Below are 15,664 nucleotides of genomic sequence, written 5' to 3' on the forward strand. Positions count from 1 at the left end.
GGCTGATGTCCGGCACCAGCCGGGACGGCGTGGACGCCGTGCTGACAGAGATCCGCGAGACCGGGCCGGTACGCGTGGTGGATCACTGCCAGCTGGGGTACCCCGACGACCTCGCCCAGGAGCTGGCGACGGCGGCCACCACTGAAACCCTGCGCTACCGGCACCTGGGCGCGCTGGATGCGCGGCTCGGCATGCTGTTCGCCCGTACCGTGCAAGCCCTGCTGGACCAGACCGGTCTGGCGCCGACCGCGATCCGGGCGATCGGCAGTCACGGCCAGACCGTGCACCACGCCCCGGACGCCGATCCGCCCTTCACCTGGCAGATCGGCGATCCCTTCCGCATCGCAGAGGCCACCGGCATCGACACCGTGGCGCAGTTCCGGCCGCGCGATATTGCTGCCGGCGGCGAGGGGGCGCCACTGGCCTGCGGCTTTCACGCTACGCAGTTCGGATCCACGGACGAGACCCGCGCGGTCCTCAATCTAGGCGGCATCGCCAACATCACCTGGCTGCAGCCGGGTCAGCCGGTGATCGGCTTCGACTGCGGCCCGGCGAATACGCTGATGGACGACTGGAATCGGCGTCACCATCAGACGCCGTTCGATCATGACGGCGCCTGGGCCCGCAGCGGCACGCCCGACCCCGAACTGCTGACCCGGCTGCTCCAGGATTCGTTCTTCCAGCGCCCTCCGCCAAAGAGTACCGGGCCCGAATACTTTTCGCCGGCCTGGCTCCGTGCCGGGGCTGGCGACCGCCTGGACCGAGCCCGGCCCGAGGACATTCAGGCCACCCTGGCAGAACTGACCGTGGAGGGCGTGCGGCACGCGCTGGAGCATCTGCACATGCAGCCGCCCGCCCGCTTACTGGTGTGCGGCGGCGGCGCGCACAACCGCCACCTGATGAAGCGCCTCGCCAAGGCCCTGCCCGCGACCCTGGTGGAGACCACCGAACGCCATGGGGTCCCCCCACAGCAGGTGGAGGGTGCCGCCTTTGCCTGGCTGGCCGCGCGAACCCTTGCCGGCGAGCCCGGCAACCTGCCGGAAGTGACCGGCGCGCGCGGCCCACGCGTACTTGGGTGCATCATCCCCGGTGGCCCCCGGGCACCCGGGGGCCACTAGCGCGGGCCGTTCACCCCGACCAGAAACAAATAAGGGCCCGATCCGGAATCCCCGGATCGGGCCCTTTCTTGACCGCTTGTCAGCGTCTCTCTAGACCGAGAAGCTGGAACCGCAGCCGCAGGTCGTGGTGGCATTCGGATTGCGGATCACGAACTGCGCGCCCTCAAGACCTTCGGAGTAGTCGATCTCGGCACCCGCCAGATACTGGAAGCTCATCGGGTCGATCAGCAGGGTCACCCCACCATTCTCCACGAGGGTGTCGCCATCGCCGACGGTCTCGTCGAAGGTGAAGCCGTACTGAAAGCCGGAACAACCGCCCCCGCTGACGAATACGCGCAGCTTGAGGTTGTCGTTGTTCTCTTCCTCGATCAGCCCCTTCACCTTGGTGGCCGCGGCATCGGTAAAGATCAACGGGCTGGGCATTTCGATGTCCAGTTCCGCTTCGGACGTCATGGGCTCGGACATTCGGGGCCTCCTGTAATAATCATTTTCATTCACGCTACGGAAGACTGAGCCCCGGAGTCAAGAATGCTCATCTTCCGTGGGATTGGCCAGGGCCTGGGTCTCGCCCGTCCCGTCCAGCTCGCCCTCGAGGGGATGCTCCACCCGTTTGAGCAAGCCGTCGATCTGCGCGCCCTCTGCCATCTGCAGCACGGTGTAGTAGAGGTTACCGGCCAGACGGGCCGTCTCGCCAAGCTCCACGTGCTCTCCCACATGGACATCGCCACGCACCTCGCCGTTCATCAGCAGGTGCGGAACCGCGACATGGCCCTCGACCACACCCCCGTCCGCGACAATCAGAACGGCCGACGAATCGGTCGCGGCCCGGATATCCCCGATCACGCGGCCTTCGATATGCAACCCGCCTCCAAACTCGATATCCCCGTGGACCACTGTATGGCGCCCCACCAGGGTATCCACTTTCCGCGCGCGGCGGCCTCGTTTGCGTCCCATCATTGCGTACTCTCCAGCAGGCGATCCCAGTCGGCCCATTCCGAAACCGGTTCAAGATCCTCGTCGTTCGCTGCGCTCGCCCTCAACGTCAACCCGACCGGCTCGAAGCCCTCCGGAAGCTGGATCCGGGCGCGCTGATTGCGCAACAACCGAAACCCCTCGACCAGGCGATCGTTCTCCAGCCCCAGCGCATCGGTGTCCAAAGTGGACAGCGCCTCTTCCCCGGTCGCATAGCCTTCGACCTCCAGCGCCCAGCGCAAATCCACCGAACGACTCAACCCCGGGCGGTAGAGCTGGAACACGACATCAAACACGCCCGACTGCCCCGTGCGTTGCAACTGCAGCGACCGGATGCCCAGGGCATCTTCACCCGCGCCCTCCGCAAGCCGCCGATAAAACGCCAGCTCCTCGCGCAACTCCAGCAACTCGGCCTCCTGGCGCTCGATGTCGCCGGAGAAGGCCGCGAGCTCCGCGGTCTTCATTTCCAGCTGCTGCTCGGCGTGGCGGCGCGCCTCCTCGGCAGCCTGGCGCGCGGCGAGCGCCTGCTCCAGGTCATCCCGCAGGCCCTCGATACCGCGTTGCGCATCGACCGTGTCCCGTATGTCCTCGCGCCAGTTCTCGACCAGCCAGGCTCCGCCCGCCACCAACACTAGGATCAGCATCAGCAGCCCCGCGCGCCACCACCCGCCGCGGTGTCCCGACCCGCTGCGCCGCCGCGCGGGAATGCGCGGAATCCGGGGCAGACGTGGACGCGGGACACCCGTAGTCATGTGGCAGGCCAGGACATCAGGGGAAAACCGGCAGCCCGTCCAGACCGGCTATCTCGGCCTGGCCGAACATCAGGTTCATGTTCTGCACGGCCTGCCCGGCCGCGCCCTTCACCAGGTTGTCGATCACCGACAGCACCATCAGCCGTCCGGAGTGCGGCGGCTGCGCCAGCGCAATGCGACAAAGATTGGTGCCGCGCACGCTGGCCGTTTGCGGATGGGCCCCCGGCGGCATCACGTCCACGAACGGCTCGTCGCGATAGCGCTGCTCGAAACAGGCCTGCCAGTCCGCGTCCGCCACCTGCGGGCGCAGATAGAGCGTCGCGTGAATACCGCGCGTCATCGGCACCAGATGCGGCTGGAAGATCAGCCCGACCGACTGCCCGGCCACGCCACTGAGCGTCTGGTGGATCTCCGGCCAATGCCGATGCCCGCCACTGGCATAGGCGCGAAAATCTTCCTGCACCTCGGCGAAAAGCCCGCCGATCTGCGCCTTGCGCCCGGCCCCGCTGACACCGCTCTTGGCATCCGCGATCACGTCCGCGGGATCGATCAGACCGGCCTCCAGCAGAGGCAGAACCGCCAGCGACACCGCCGTGGGATAGCAACCCGGCACGGCGATCAGCCGCGCATCATGGATCTGCGCCCGGTTCAGTTCGGGCAGGCCGTACACGGCCTCGTCCAGATACTGCGGCGCACCATGCGCCTGTCCGTACCACTGCGCCCACAACTCGGGATCACGGATACGGAAATCCGCCGACAGATCGATGATGCGCGTGCCCCGCTCAAGCAGCGGCGCAGCCAGTCCATGCGCCACCCCATGCGGGGTGGCGAAAAAGACCACGTCGCACTCGCCCAGGGTCGCCTCGTCCGGGGCCTGGAAGACGGCATCCACCGCGCCGCGCAGGCTGGGGAACAAATCCGCCACGGGCGTGCCCGCCTCGCCGCGCGAGGTCACCACCTGAAGATCGGCCGCGGGATGCCGCGCCAGCAGGCGCAGGAGTTCCACTCCGGTGTAGCCGGTGGCCCCGACAACCCCGATGCGGATGGGTTTGCTGTTGGTTGCGTTCGTCATGCTGCGGCATGATACCGCCTTGGCCGGGACCACGGAACGCATGCGGTTTCGGCCAGTCCACAAATGCAGGCTATTCGATCAACGGATCACACCCCTATGAGCAAAGTCAGGATCGACCGCAAGGCCATCTTCGGAGGCATCTTCATCATCGCGCTGGTCGCCGTCGCCGCGACCATCTGGTTGACCGACGACGGCATGCGCCCGGCACCCGCCTTCGCCGCCACCACCCTGGACGGCGAGCCGGTAGCCCTGGAAGACTACGAGGGCCGGCCGGTGATGATCTCCTTCTGGGCAACCAACTGCCCGTCCTGCATCCGCGAGATCCCGGAACTGATCCACCTGCACGACACCTACGCCGACAAGGGCTTCGAGCTGCTGGCGGTCGCGCTGTCCTACGACCCGATCAACCGCGTGGAGGCCATGCGCGAGGATCGCGAGATGCCCTACAAGATCATCCACGACAGCGACGATGCCTTCTCCCAGGCCTATGGCGGGGTACGCCTGACGCCGACTACCTTCCTGATCTCGCCAAACGGCCGCATCGTCTACCAGAAGCTGGGCGACCCGGACTTCGAACAGATCGAACGCCACCTGGAACGCTGGCTCTCCTGAGCCGCCCCGCGCAGCGACACCGCACCCGCTTCCGAGAAGGACCTCCATGCAAGCCTATAACTGGTTCCTCAGCCTGCACGTGATCTTCATGGTCACCTGGTTCGCCGGGCTGTTCTATCTGCCGCGCCTGTTCGTCTATCACGCGATGACCGAGGACGCCCTCGGTCACGAGCGCTTCAAGGTGATGGAGCGCAAACTGTTCTACGGGATCATGACCCCCGGCGCGCTAATCACCATCCTTTTCGGCGTGATCATGCTGGTGGATCGCTCGTTCTATCTGGCCGAGCCGTGGATGCACTTCAAGCTGACGCTGATTGCCGTCCTGGTCGCCTATCACGTCTGGTGCGGCAAGATCGTGCACGACTTCCGCGATGACCTGAACCGGCGTGATCACACCTGGTATCGCTGGTTCAACGAGGTGCCGGTCCCGATCCTGGTGGGCGTGGTCGTGCTGGTGGTCAACCGCTCCATCGTGGATGCGCTCATCGCCATCGGCGTGGTGCTCGGGATCTTCCTCCTGAGTGCGCTGATCGCGCTGTGGCGGGCACGCCGCACCTGAGCTGCGCCCCCCTGCCGGCCACGGGTGAGCGCCGCGGTCAGGTCTTGCCGGCGCGCACCAGCCCGCCCAGTCCGGCCTGGACCAGGGCATTGTTCAGCAGCGACCGGATCTGATCGGCGTTCTCCAGCAGCCGGCACTGCGCCAGCAAGGCCTCGGCGCGGTCGGTGGAGAAACTGCGGATCACCCACTTAACCCGCGGGATCGAGGACACGCTGACGCTCAGGCTGTCGATCCCCATCCCCAGCAGCAGGATCACCGCGGCCGGGTCGGCTGCCATCTCCCCGCAAACGCTGACCGGCTTGCCCGCCCGGTGCGAACCGTCGGTAATCGTCTCCAGCGCGTGGATGCAGGCCGGGTGCAGGGTGTCGTAGAGATGCGCCACACGGGCGTTGTTGCGGTCCACCGCCAGCAGGTACTGGACCAGGTCGTTGGTGCCCACGGACAGGAAGTCCACCCGCCGGGCAAGCATTTCCGACATGTACACCGCCGCCGGCACCTCGACCATCACCCCGATGCGCGGCATCGGGATGCGGAAACCCTCGTCCAGCAACTCTTCGCGCGCCCGGTTGAGCAGGGTCATCGCGCCCTTCAGCTCGTCCAGCGCCGAGATCATCGGGAACAGGATCTGCAGGTTGTCGTGGGAGCGACTCGCCTTGAGCATCGCCCGCAGCTGGGTCAGGAAGATCTCCGGGTGATCCAGCGAGATACGGATCCCGCGCCAGCCGAGGAACGGGTTGTCCTCCTTCACCGGGAAATATGGCAGGGCCTTGTCGCCGCCGATATCCAGGGTGCGCAGGGTCACCGGCATGGGGTCGAAGGAGGCCAGCACCTGCTCGTAGAGCTGGACCTGCTCCTCCTCGCCGGGGAAGCGGTCGCGGATCATGAACGGGACCTCGGTACGGTACAGCCCGACCCCCTCGGCACCGGACTCCAGCGACGGCTTGATGTCCGCCAGAAGACCCGAGTTCGCGAGCACCGGCACCGCGACGCCATCGCGGGTCTCGGCCGGGTCCTTGGCCAGCGCGCGCAGGTCCTCCGCCAGCTCGCGCTCCTCGCGCACCAGGCGCTCGAACTCCACGCGCAGCTCGGCGTTGGGGTTCACGAACAGCCGCCCGCGATAACCATCAACCAGGATCTCGCGCCCTTCCAGGCGCCCCACCGGGAGCTCGGACACGCCCATCACCGCAGGGATATTGAGCGCCCGCGCCAGGATCGCGATGTGCGAAGAACCCGTGCCCTTGGCCGAGACCATGGCCCCCAACCGCTCGATCGGAACCTCCGCAAGATGCGAGGCGGTCAGGTCATCCCCGACCAGGATGCCGCCATCGGGAAACTCGTCCTGGCTGCGATCGGCCGGCAGCAGGTGCGACAGCACGCGGCGACCCAGATCGCGCACATCCGCCGCCCGCTCGCGCAGGTACGGGTCCTCCATGTCCTCGAATACCCGCACGCTCTCACGCACCGTGTCGCGCAAAGCCGCCGGGGCCCACTGCCCATTACGGATGCGCGTCTGGGTCTTGTGCACCAGAGAGTCGGAACCCAGCAGCATCAGGTAGGCATCGAACAGCACCTGCTCGTCCGGCCCCAGGGCCTCGCCCATGCGCTGCTTCAGGTCCTCGATCTCGGTGCGGGTCTCCGCCACCGCCTGCCCGAAATGCTCCAGCTCGTGATCCACCCCGGCGCCTTCGCGATCCGGGATGGAGTCCATGTCCGCCAGGCGGTAGGCCACCACGGCCCGGCCAATGGCCACGCCCGGCGAGCCGGCAATGCCGGTGGCCTCGACGTTCACATGCCCGATCAACGGGGTCTCGGAGGAGATCTCGTCGTTGAACTCGGCATAGGCGATCGCCCCGGCCAGCTGCGCCGCCAGGGTGATCAGGAAGGAGACATGCTCGTCATCGAACTTGCGCGCCTGGTGCTGCTGCACGACCAGCACGCCCAGCAAGCTGCGCTGGTGGATGATCGGGACCCCCAGAAACGCGAGGAAGTGTTCCTCGCCGGTCTCCGGGAAATAACGAAAACGCGGGTGGTCCTGAGCGCTGTCAAGGTTGACTGGCTCGGCCCGCGAGGCGACCAGACCCACCAGACCCTCCGACGGGTCCATCTCGACCTGCCCGATGGACTCCTCGCGCAGACCCTCCGAGGCCATCAGCACCAGGCGCCCCGACTGCGGCGACTTCAGGTAGATCGAACAGACATCGATCTCCAGCGCCGCCTTCACCCGCGTAACGATGATATGCAGCGCTTCGAAGAAATCCGCGGCACCGTTCACTTCCTGCACCACACGGCGCAGGACCTCGAGCATCGAGGGCTGCTTCGGGACCGTCAACGCGAGGACACCGGCGAACGGGGCTGGGGCTGGGCCGGGCCACGGCGGCCGGAACGCCGCGCGCGCGCCTGCTCGAGTTCCGGGAACATCAGCGGCACCAGCTCGCACAGCGCACGGCGATAGACCTGGCGCTTGAAGTGCACGACCTCGCGTGCCGGACGCCAGTAGTCGATCCAGCGCCAATCATCGAATTCCGGGGTTTCCATCGCATCCAGCACCACGTCGCTCTCGTCTCCGACCATGCGCAGCAGGAACCAGCGCTGTTTCTGGCCGATGCAGACCGGGCGTTGATGGCGCCGGACCATGCGCTCCGGCAGGCGGTAGCGCAGCCAATGGCGGGTACTGCCCAGCACCTCGACGTGCCGGGGGAACAGGCCCGTCTCCTCGTGCAGCTCGCGAAACATCGCCTCCTCGGGCGTTTCTTCCGCATGCACGCCCCCCTGGGGAAACTGCCAGGCCGCCTGCCCGACCCGCTTGCCCCAGAACAGCTGCTGTTCCGCGTTGCACAGGATGATGCCTACGTTTGCGCGATACCCGTCACAATCAATCACTTGCATCAGCCAGACGCTTCTCTATTACTGGCATTGTTCCACAGCCGGTGCCCCGGCGGCAAAGCCCCTACCATGCCTCCGGTGCCGGCCCCAAAAGGGGCCTGTGGCTGCAGCCGACGACGCCCGCCGGTACACTCGCGTCCGATCCAAGCCAACCCGAGAGCACCCTCATGGCCCTGGCCCTGTTCGACCTCGACAACACCCTGCTCGCCGGCGACAGCGATCACGCCTGGAACGAGTTCCTGGCAGAGGTGGGCGCCGTCCACCCGACCTGTCACGCCGAGACCAATGACCGCTTCTACCAGGAGTATGTGGCGGGCACCCTCGACATCCACGAATTCTGCCGCTTCGCCTTCAGCCCGCTGGCCGAACACCCGCGCGCGCAGCTCGAGGCCTGGAGGGAGCGCTTCATCGACACGCTGATCCGGCCAATGATCGCCCCCGGCGCCCCGCCCCTGCTGGCCCGACACCGCGAGGCCGGTGACGAGCTGGTCATCATCACCGCGACCAACCAGTTCGTCACCCAGCCGATTGCCGACCTGCTGGGCGTGGACCACCTGATCGCGACCCTGGCGGAGGAAGGCGAGGACCGAGAATTTACCGGCGACCTGACCGGGGTGCCCTGCTTCCAGGAAGGCAAGATCGAACGCCTGCGCCAGTACCTCGCGGATCATCCGGATCCCGAGGACAGCATCGCGCAGGCCAGTTTCTACAGCGACTCGCGCAACGACATCCCGCTACTGGAACGTGTGGGGCACCCCGTCGCAGTGGACCCGGACCCGACCCTTGCCGCGCACGCTCACAACCAAGGCTGGCCAGTCATCTCGTTGCGCTAGGGAGCCGCTGATCCATTTGCACGTCCGCGTTGGCGCCCCATTTTTCCCGAGACAAGGCGCGGTGCGCAGTGCCGTAGCCACTCTACGGTCAAGCGGCGCTACGCTGGATCGGGGAAAATGGGGCGCCAACCCCTTGAGGGCTCGGCCGCCTTTGCCTTCTGGATTCGGCCCCGCTGACGGCGTTGCGGCTCGCTCATGTAGCTCGGCTACACTTCGCTCACCGCGCCTTGTCAGCGAGTAAACTCGACTCGAGCGCGGACGTGCGAATGGATTAGCGTCTCCCTGGGCGACGGCGTCAGCTGAAGACGCTGGCGATCTGGGCGAGGCGCTGCCCCGCAGGGGTATCCGCCTTGCCGGCCGCCGCGACTGCATCGCGATAGCCGGCAACCAATTCCGGCACCACGGCCACCACCTGCTTGCGCCGCAGGCGCGCGGCACCGGTCACCGGCCAGGTTGCCCGGAAGTCGCAGTTGTCCAGCGCATCGCAGACCCACAGGCTCCATTCGTGGCGGGTCACGTCGATCTCGTGCTGACGGATGACCAGCCGATAGACATGCTCGGCCTGCATGTCTGCCATGCCCACGGCGGGCCCCACGTATTCCACCTGCAACTCGCCGGCGAGCCGGTTCAACTCCTGCTCCAGCGCGGCCAGGGCCTGATCGACCTCTGCGTTCAGCGTGCCACCCGCTTCGGCGGCGGCGACCAGGGGACGGAGGGACTCGACTTCGAACTCGCTGCTCATGCTGCGTACACTCCCGGGATGCGGAACAAGAACGCCCCGGGGGTGCCGGGGCGCGCGCAACCTTAGCACGGGAGCCCCCATTCATGAATCATCCCCCGATCGCGCTGACCATTGCCGGCTCCGACCCCGGTGGCGGCGCCGGCCTGCAGGCCGATCTGACCACCTTTACCCGCCTCGGCGTACACGGGGGTACGGCCGTGACCGCGATCACCGTGCAGGACACCCGCAACGTGCTGGACTTCAGCGTGCTGTCTGCGGAACAGCTGCGCGCCCAGATCGAGGTCACCCTGGCCGATCTTGCCGTCGCCGCAATCAAGATCGGCATGCTGGGCTCAGTGGAAAACGTAAAAATGGTCGCGGCGCTGCTGGCCGAGCACCCGCACATCCCGGTGGTGCTGGACCCGGTGATGGTCGCCGGCGGCGGCGGGGCGCTCGCGACCGAAGCCGTGGTGGACGCGACCCGCGAGGCCCTGCTGCCACGCGCCACCCTGATCACACCCAACGGACCGGAGGCCGCGCGCCTGGCCCGAACCGACGATGCCACCCAGTGGGGCCAACGGCTGCGCGAACGGGGCGCGCGCAACGTGCTGGTCACCGGCGGCCACGAAGGCGGCGATCAGGACCCCATCATCAACCGCCTGTACCGCGAGGACGGGCACATGCGCGCCTTCGAGCTGCCGCGCCATCCGGCCGGCTTCCACGGCTCCGGCTGCACCCTGGCTGCGGCGATCGCCGCCTTCCTGGCGCGCGGCCGTGACCTGGAGCCGGCGGTGATCGAGGCCCAGGCCTTCATGAACGACGCCGTCGCACGGGGCTACGCCCCCGGCCACGGCCAGCACGTCCCCAACCGGCTGTGCCCACATGGCGACTGAGCATACCCCCCGCTTGCGCGGGCTCTATTTCATCACCCCGGCGGTCCCGGAGGACGCGAGCCCACGCGCCACACACCTCGCCACTGCCAAGGCTGCGCTGCGTGGCGGTGCGCGCCTGATCCAGTTCCGCGACAAGACCCTCGCAGGCGCCGCACGCGAGGCAATCGCCCGCGAACTGGTCGCCCTTGCGCATGCGCACGGCGCGCTGTGCATCATCAACGACGACACCGAGCTGGCCGCGCGCGTCGAGGCCGATGGCGTGCACCTCGGGCGTGACGACCCGGACCCGGTCGCGGCCCGCGCGCGGCTCGGCCCCGGCGCGGTGGTCGGCGTCTCCTGCTACAACGAGCTCGAACGAGCCCGCTCGGCACAGCTGGCCGGCGCGAGCTATGTGGCCTTCGGTTCCGTGTTCCCCTCCCCGACCAAGCCCGACGCGGCACGCGCGGATCTCGAGCTGCTGCGCGAGGCACGCACCACACTGGAGCTGCCGATCTGTGCGATCGGCGGGATCACGGCGGCGAACGCCCCCGAGGTCGTCGCAGCCGGGGCAGACTTGCTCGCCGTGATCCAGGGCATCAGCGCCGCGCCCGACCCCGAGGCCGCCGCGCGTCAGATAAGCGGACTGTTCGACTGATCCCTTTGCACCCGCTCGCAGCCGTCGCTATGGTTGCCGGGCTTCCCGAATTCATCGACCCGAATCCAACAATCACAGGACACCGTCATGCAGGAAACCGAGCGTCTGTTCGAGGCCGCCAAGCAGCACATCCCCGGCGGCGTGAATTCCCCCGTGCGCGCCTTCAAGGGCGTCGGCGGGACCCCGATCTTCATGGACCGCGCCAACGGCGCCTACATGTGGGACGCCGACGGCCAGCGCTATATCGACTACATCGGCTCCTGGGGCCCGATGGTGGCCGGCCACGCCCACCCCGAGGTGATCGAGGCGGTGCGCGAGGCCTGCATCAACGGCCTGTCCTTCGGCTGCCCCACGCGGCTGGAGAACGACATGGCCTCGAAGGTCTGCGAGCTGGTGCCGTCGATGGATATGGTGCGCATGACCAACTCGGGCTCCGAGGCGACCATGAGCGCGATCCGCCTGGCGCGGGGCTATACCGGCCGCGATCGCATCGTGAAGTTCGAGGGCAACTACCACGGCCACGGCGACTCGCTGCTGGTGAAGGCCGGTTCCGGCGCCCTGACCCTCGGCCAGCCGAGCTCCCCGGGCGTGCCCAAGGAACTGGCCGCGCTGACCAGCACCCTGACCTACAACGACCCGGACGGCGTGCGCGCGTTCTTTGCCGAGAAGGGTGACGAGGTCGCCTGCATCATCGTCGAGCCCATCGCGGGCAACATGAACTGCATCCCGCCCGAGCCCGGGTTCCTGGAGACCCTGCGCGAGGTCTGCGACCAGCACGGCGCGGTGCTGATCTTCGACGAGGTGATGACCGGTTTCCGGGTGTCGAAGAACTGCGCCCAGGGCTACCTGGGTGTGACCCCGGACCTGACCACGCTGGGCAAGATCATCGGCGGCGGCATGCCGGTCGGGGCCTTCGGCGGCAAGCACGCCATCATGGAACGCCTCTCGCCGCTGGGCCCGGTCTACCAGGCCGGCACCCTGTCGGGGAACCCGATCGCGATGACCGCCGGGCTGAAGACCCTGGAGATCCTTTCGCGCCCGGGCTTCCACGACGAGCTGGAGACGCGCACGAAGAAGGTCGTCGCGGGCTTCGAGGATGCCGCGCGCGAGGCCGGCGTGGCCGTGACCACCAACCAGGTGCCGGGCATGTTCGGCCTGTTCTTTTCGGAGCAGAAGGTCACCGACTTCGCCGGCGCCACGGCCTGCGATACCGCCGCCTTCGGCCGCTTCTTCCACGCGATGCTGGGCGAGGGGGTCTACCTGGCCCCCAGCGCCTTCGAGGCCGGCTTCATGTCCAACGCCCATTCGGACGCCGACATCGACGCGACCATCGAGGCCGCCCGCAAGTCCTTCAAGGCGCTCTGAGCGCGCCCTCCCTCTCCTGCGCAGTGAACCGGCGACCCCCGCGGTCCGCCGGTCCGCTGCGCCCTGACCCGCTACTCGCCACTACGCACGAATGACCGAGACACTGATCCAGTCACCGCTGGCGCTGGGGCTCCTGTTTGTGGCGCTGGGCCTGGTCGCGGGCATCCCGGCTGGCATGTTCGGCATCGGCGGCGGGCTGATCCTGGTGCCAGTGTTCGTCGCCGTATTCAGTCTGCTGGCCTTCGACTCGGCCAGCCTGGTGCAGCTCGCGGTCGGCTCCTCGCTGGGCGCGATCATCCCCACGGCGATCCTGTCGGCGCGCGCCCACCACCGCCGCGGCGGCGTGGACGGCGCGGCGGTACGCCGTCTCCTGCCGGGCATCATCGTCGGCGCACTGATCGGCGCCTGGCTGGCCACGCGCATCGACTCCGACCACCTGGGGCGTATCTTCGGCGCCTTCGAGGTGGCGATCGGCATCTGGATGCTCCTGAACATCCAGCCACCGGAGGCCCCGGTACCCCGGCGCAGCGTCTGGCTGGGCGGCGGGGCATTGATCGGTGCGATCTCCTCGCTGATCGGCATCGGCGGCGGCACGCTGACCACGCCGTTCCTGGTCAGTCAGGGGCTGGAGCTGCGCCGTGCGATCGGCTCGGCGGCGGCGCTGGGCGTGCCGATCTCCGTCGGTGCCAGCCTGGTGTTCGCCCTGCCGCAATGGACCGACCCGGCCTACCAGGCGCCGGAATGGGCCCTCGGCTATCTCTACCTGCCGGCCATCCTCGGCGTCGTCATCGGCACATCCATCAGCGTACGCGGTGGCGTATGGCTGACCCATCACCTGCCGGTCGCCCACCTCCGCCGCGGCTTCGCCGGCATCCTGATCCTCGCCGGACTCCTCATGCTCATCCGCTAGCACTCGCCCAGGCCCAGACAGGTCTTCATTCGTCACCCGTGTTTACGGTGCCTTCGGCCCACCGCCTGCCTGATTGTGGCTGGTCCCGGTTCATCATCTGGTGTTTACGTGCCTTCGTCCGGCCGCCTGCCACGCGCTCTCTCGCGAGCGCACCGCGAGGTACTTCTTTGCTCGTGCAAAGAAGTACCCAAGAAACACGCCCGACTGCCGCGACCCCGGCCCGCTGCGCGGGCCGGGGTTTCCCTCGCTCCGAGGCTTTTCGCGGGCGGCGCTGAACTCGCTACGCCTGCGGCTCCGCTCAGACATCCAGCGCCTTTTCTCCCGCGAAAAGCCTCTCCACTCGGCGCGACGACAACGGGGAGGAAGGTCCAAACAACGGCGATCCCAGCGTTCTTGCCAGTGGATGATGGCTAGGTCTTCGAGCATCTTCGGCACGCTCGGCCTTCGGCCATGGCGTGCCGCGCCCGCGAAGCGGGCGCCGGGGGTGTTCGGGCGGCGATGCCTATGGTTAGGCAGAAGCGTGGGGATACGTTCGGTTTTGACCTCCCCCTCCCGTATGGAGCCCCTTGCGGAAGGGTTCTCGGGCCGGGAAAAGGCGCTGGATGTCTGAGCGAAGCGCAGCGTAGCGAGTTCAGCGCCGCCGGCCCGAGGGCCCTGGAGCAAGGTTCCCGGGCGGAATCCGGGTGCCCTTCTTTGGGCACTTTCTTGGGCAAGCAAGAAAGTGCCTCGCGGCGCGCTGGCGAGACAGCGCCTGGCAGGCGGCCGGACGAAGGCACGTAAACACCGGAGGACGAACCAGGGCCAGCCACCCACTGCGTTGAGGGTCAGGCGATGAGGCGGGTGGCGAGGGCGAACCACAGGGGCAGGGTGACCAACGACAGCGCCGTGGTCAGCGTGACCGCGGCCGCGTAGAGGCCGGTGTCCAGGCGGAAGCGATCGCAGAACACCAGTCCCAGGACCATCGCCGGCATCGCCGCCTCCAGCACCGAGCCGACACCGGGCACACCCTCGAGGCCAGTCCACAACACCAGCCCCAGTGCAAAGACCGGCGCCAGGATCAGTTGCACAATGGCCACTACCGCCAGAGGCCGGGCATCGCGTCCACGAAAGCGATTGAATACGAGCGCCAGGCCCAGCGAGAACAGCATCAGTGGGGCCACGCTGTCCGCCAGGAAGCCGAGAAAGACGTCCAGCCAGTCGAGCAATGGGACCCCGGCGAGATTCAGCGCCACACCCACCACCGCCGCCCAGATCGACGGCACCGCCGCCAGCCCGCGCAGTGGACTCCCGCCACCGTACAGGCGTACCGCCTCGGGATCGCCGTAGCGCCGCGCCAGCAGCACGCCCAGTGTCAGTACCAGCGGGAGGCAGGCAAAGAGGTCGTACTGGATCGCCACCGCGCGGCCAGGCTCGCCGAACAGGCTGTCGAGCACCGGGAGACCGAGATAGGTGGCATTGGGCCAGGCAGCCGCCAGCAGCATCGCGCCGATCGCCGCACGCTCCGCCATGCAGACGCGACAGGCCAGCAATGTGACCCCGACCATCGCCAGAACCGTGAGGCCCGCCACCAGGGCGATACGCAGGGAGTCGAGGCCCAGCGGGGCCACCCACAGCACCTGCAGGACCAGCGCCGGAAGCAACAGGTAGTAGACCAGGGTCGTAAGGACCCGGCGCGTCGTATCCGCATCCAGACCACCCGGCTGCAGGGCGCGCCAGACCACGCCCGCGACGATCAGCGCCCCCATCTGGGTCATCACGCTCAACATGGCAGGCGTCCGGCCTCGGGGAGCTGGGGCATGGTGACGGCATCCTTTCGCGCATGGCACAGGGGTTTGCGGTCATTCTACGATCCTGGCACGCGCCCCACACAAAAAAACCCGGCGGGGCGACGCCCCCGGCCGGGTTCGATCTCGCGGGCTGGGCCCGCGGGAAACCGTTGTCAGAGCCGGCTTACGCGCCCCCGGCCTGCTCCTGTTCCTGCTGCTGGCGCTCGACGTCGGCGCGCACCTGCTCCATATCCAGCTCGCGCACCTTGCCCAGCACCTCGTCCAGCTGACCGGCGGACAGCACGCCCGGCTGGGAGAACACGATGATCTGCTCGCGGAAGATCATCAGGGTCGGGATGGAACGGATCTGGAAGGCGCCGGCGATGGCCTGCTCCTCGTCGGTATTCACCTTGGCAAAGACCACGTCGGAGTGCTTGCCGGAGGCCTCCTCGAAGGTCGGGGCGAACTGCTGGCACGGCCCGCACCAGGGGGCCCAGAAGTCCATGATGACGATGTCATTCCCGGTAATAGTGGATTCGAAGGTGTCCTGCGTGAGTTCCTGAACGGCCATGAT

18 protein-coding genes (1 of these 18 cut by a window edge) are annotated in these 15,664 nt (G+C 67.7%); 9 read left to right on the forward strand and 9 right to left on the reverse strand.

Features of this window, described 5'->3' with window-relative positions:
- Positions 1–1,118, forward strand: the 3' portion of a protein-coding gene (locus tag TVD_RS11915; protein ID WP_019567645.1) for an anhydro-N-acetylmuramic acid kinase. It extends 19 nt beyond the left edge of the window; 1,118 of the gene's 1,137 nt are visible here — the last part of the coding sequence; its start codon lies beyond the left edge, outside the window; it ends in the stop codon at positions 1,116–1,118.
- Positions 1,119–1,208: 90 nt separating this feature from the next.
- Here the strand turns inward: TVD_RS11915 and erpA are convergent, their stop codons facing one another.
- The 4 genes from erpA to argC all read right to left on the reverse strand — a co-directional run bounded on the left by erpA (position 1,209) and on the right by argC (position 3,914).
- On the reverse strand, positions 1,209–1,583 hold the full coding sequence (erpA, locus tag TVD_RS11920; protein WP_018145294.1) for an iron-sulfur cluster insertion protein ErpA: 375 nt from the start codon (positions 1,581–1,583) through the stop codon (positions 1,209–1,211).
- A gap of 57 nt (positions 1,584–1,640) precedes the next feature.
- Positions 1,641–2,075, reverse strand: a complete 435-nt coding sequence (locus tag TVD_RS11925; protein WP_047251683.1) for a bactofilin family protein — start codon at positions 2,073–2,075, stop codon at positions 1,641–1,643.
- Positions 2,072–2,734 carry a DUF6776 family protein gene (locus TVD_RS11930; RefSeq protein ID WP_047251684.1) on the reverse strand — a complete coding sequence of 221 codons (663 nt, stop codon included), beginning with the start codon at positions 2,732–2,734 and terminating at the stop codon, positions 2,072–2,074. Before TVD_RS11930 ends, TVD_RS11925 begins: the two co-directional genes overlap by 4 nt.
- A gap of 124 nt (positions 2,735–2,858) precedes the next feature.
- Positions 2,859–3,914: an N-acetyl-gamma-glutamyl-phosphate reductase gene (gene argC / locus TVD_RS11935; RefSeq protein WP_047251975.1), complete on the reverse strand. Its 1,056-nt coding sequence runs from the start codon at positions 3,912–3,914 to the stop codon at positions 2,859–2,861.
- Positions 3,915–4,010: 96 nt separating this feature from the next.
- On the opposite strand from argC, the gene TVD_RS11940 reads away from it, so the two are divergent.
- Both TVD_RS11940 and TVD_RS11945 read left to right on the forward strand, forming a co-directional pair.
- Complete coding sequence (locus tag TVD_RS11940; RefSeq protein WP_047251685.1) at positions 4,011–4,526, forward strand: peroxiredoxin family protein; 516 nt, start codon at positions 4,011–4,013, stop codon at positions 4,524–4,526.
- Between the two features lie 46 nt (positions 4,527–4,572).
- Positions 4,573–5,085, forward strand: coding sequence for a CopD family protein (locus TVD_RS11945; RefSeq protein WP_018169061.1), 513 nt, complete (start codon positions 4,573–4,575; stop codon positions 5,083–5,085).
- 37 nt (positions 5,086–5,122) lie between these two features.
- Here TVD_RS11945 and ptsP read toward each other — a convergent pair whose 3' ends face one another.
- Together ptsP and TVD_RS11955 are read right to left on the reverse strand one after the other, a co-directional pair.
- Positions 5,123–7,390, reverse strand: a complete 2,268-nt coding sequence (gene ptsP, locus TVD_RS11950) for a phosphoenolpyruvate--protein phosphotransferase (RefSeq protein ID WP_018145288.1) — start codon at positions 7,388–7,390, stop codon at positions 5,123–5,125.
- A 20-nt stretch (positions 7,391–7,410) separates the two neighbouring features.
- Positions 7,411–7,971 (reverse strand): RNA pyrophosphohydrolase, encoded by a 561-nt coding sequence (locus TVD_RS11955; RefSeq protein WP_018169060.1) that lies wholly within the window; start codon positions 7,969–7,971, stop codon positions 7,411–7,413.
- A gap of 164 nt (positions 7,972–8,135) precedes the next feature.
- Between TVD_RS11955 and TVD_RS11960 the strand changes: the two genes are divergently transcribed.
- Positions 8,136–8,801 (forward strand): histidinol-phosphatase, encoded by a 666-nt coding sequence (locus tag TVD_RS11960; RefSeq protein ID WP_018937267.1) that lies wholly within the window; start codon positions 8,136–8,138, stop codon positions 8,799–8,801.
- A gap of 295 nt (positions 8,802–9,096) precedes the next feature.
- Here TVD_RS11960 and TVD_RS11965 read toward each other — a convergent pair whose 3' ends face one another.
- Entirely contained in the window at positions 9,097–9,543 is a 447-nt protein-coding gene (locus TVD_RS11965; RefSeq protein ID WP_018175878.1) for a hypothetical protein, read from the reverse strand.
- Positions 9,544–9,626: 83 nt separating this feature from the next.
- Here TVD_RS11965 and thiD point away from each other — a divergent pair, with 83 nt between their 5' ends.
- The 5 genes from thiD (at position 9,627) to TVD_RS14975 (ending at position 13,934) form a co-directional block, all read left to right on the forward strand.
- Positions 9,627–10,415 carry a bifunctional hydroxymethylpyrimidine kinase/phosphomethylpyrimidine kinase gene (gene thiD, locus TVD_RS11970; protein ID WP_018169057.1) on the forward strand — a complete coding sequence of 263 codons (789 nt, stop codon included), beginning with the start codon at positions 9,627–9,629 and terminating at the stop codon, positions 10,413–10,415.
- Positions 10,405–11,049: a thiamine phosphate synthase gene (thiE, locus tag TVD_RS11975; protein ID WP_047251686.1), complete on the forward strand. Its 645-nt coding sequence runs from the start codon at positions 10,405–10,407 to the stop codon at positions 11,047–11,049. The genes thiD and thiE overlap by 11 nt, the downstream gene beginning before the upstream one ends.
- Positions 11,050–11,136: 87 nt before the next feature.
- A complete protein-coding gene (gene hemL / locus TVD_RS11980; protein WP_047251687.1) occupies positions 11,137–12,414 on the forward strand; it encodes a glutamate-1-semialdehyde 2,1-aminomutase in 1,278 nt (425 codons plus the stop codon).
- 91 nt (positions 12,415–12,505) lie between these two features.
- Positions 12,506–13,324, forward strand: a complete 819-nt coding sequence (locus TVD_RS11985) for a sulfite exporter TauE/SafE family protein (protein ID WP_047251688.1) — start codon at positions 12,506–12,508, stop codon at positions 13,322–13,324.
- 403 nt (positions 13,325–13,727) lie between these two features.
- Positions 13,728–13,934, forward strand: coding sequence for a hypothetical protein (locus TVD_RS14975; RefSeq protein WP_082119125.1), 207 nt, complete (start codon positions 13,728–13,730; stop codon positions 13,932–13,934).
- 214 nt (positions 13,935–14,148) lie between these two features.
- Here TVD_RS14975 and TVD_RS11990 read toward each other — a convergent pair whose 3' ends face one another.
- Together TVD_RS11990 and trxA are read right to left on the reverse strand one after the other, a co-directional pair.
- Positions 14,149–15,090: an AEC family transporter gene (locus TVD_RS11990; protein ID WP_047251689.1), complete on the reverse strand. Its 942-nt coding sequence runs from the start codon at positions 15,088–15,090 to the stop codon at positions 14,149–14,151.
- 184 nt (positions 15,091–15,274) lie between these two features.
- Positions 15,275–15,661 (reverse strand): thioredoxin, encoded by a 387-nt coding sequence (gene trxA / locus TVD_RS11995; protein ID WP_018145279.1) that lies wholly within the window; start codon positions 15,659–15,661, stop codon positions 15,275–15,277.
- Between the last annotated feature and the right edge of the window lie 3 nt (positions 15,662–15,664).

It is taken from the genome of Thioalkalivibrio versutus (assembly GCF_001020955.1).
Classification (GTDB): domain Bacteria; phylum Pseudomonadota; class Gammaproteobacteria; order Ectothiorhodospirales; family Ectothiorhodospiraceae; genus Thioalkalivibrio; species Thioalkalivibrio versutus.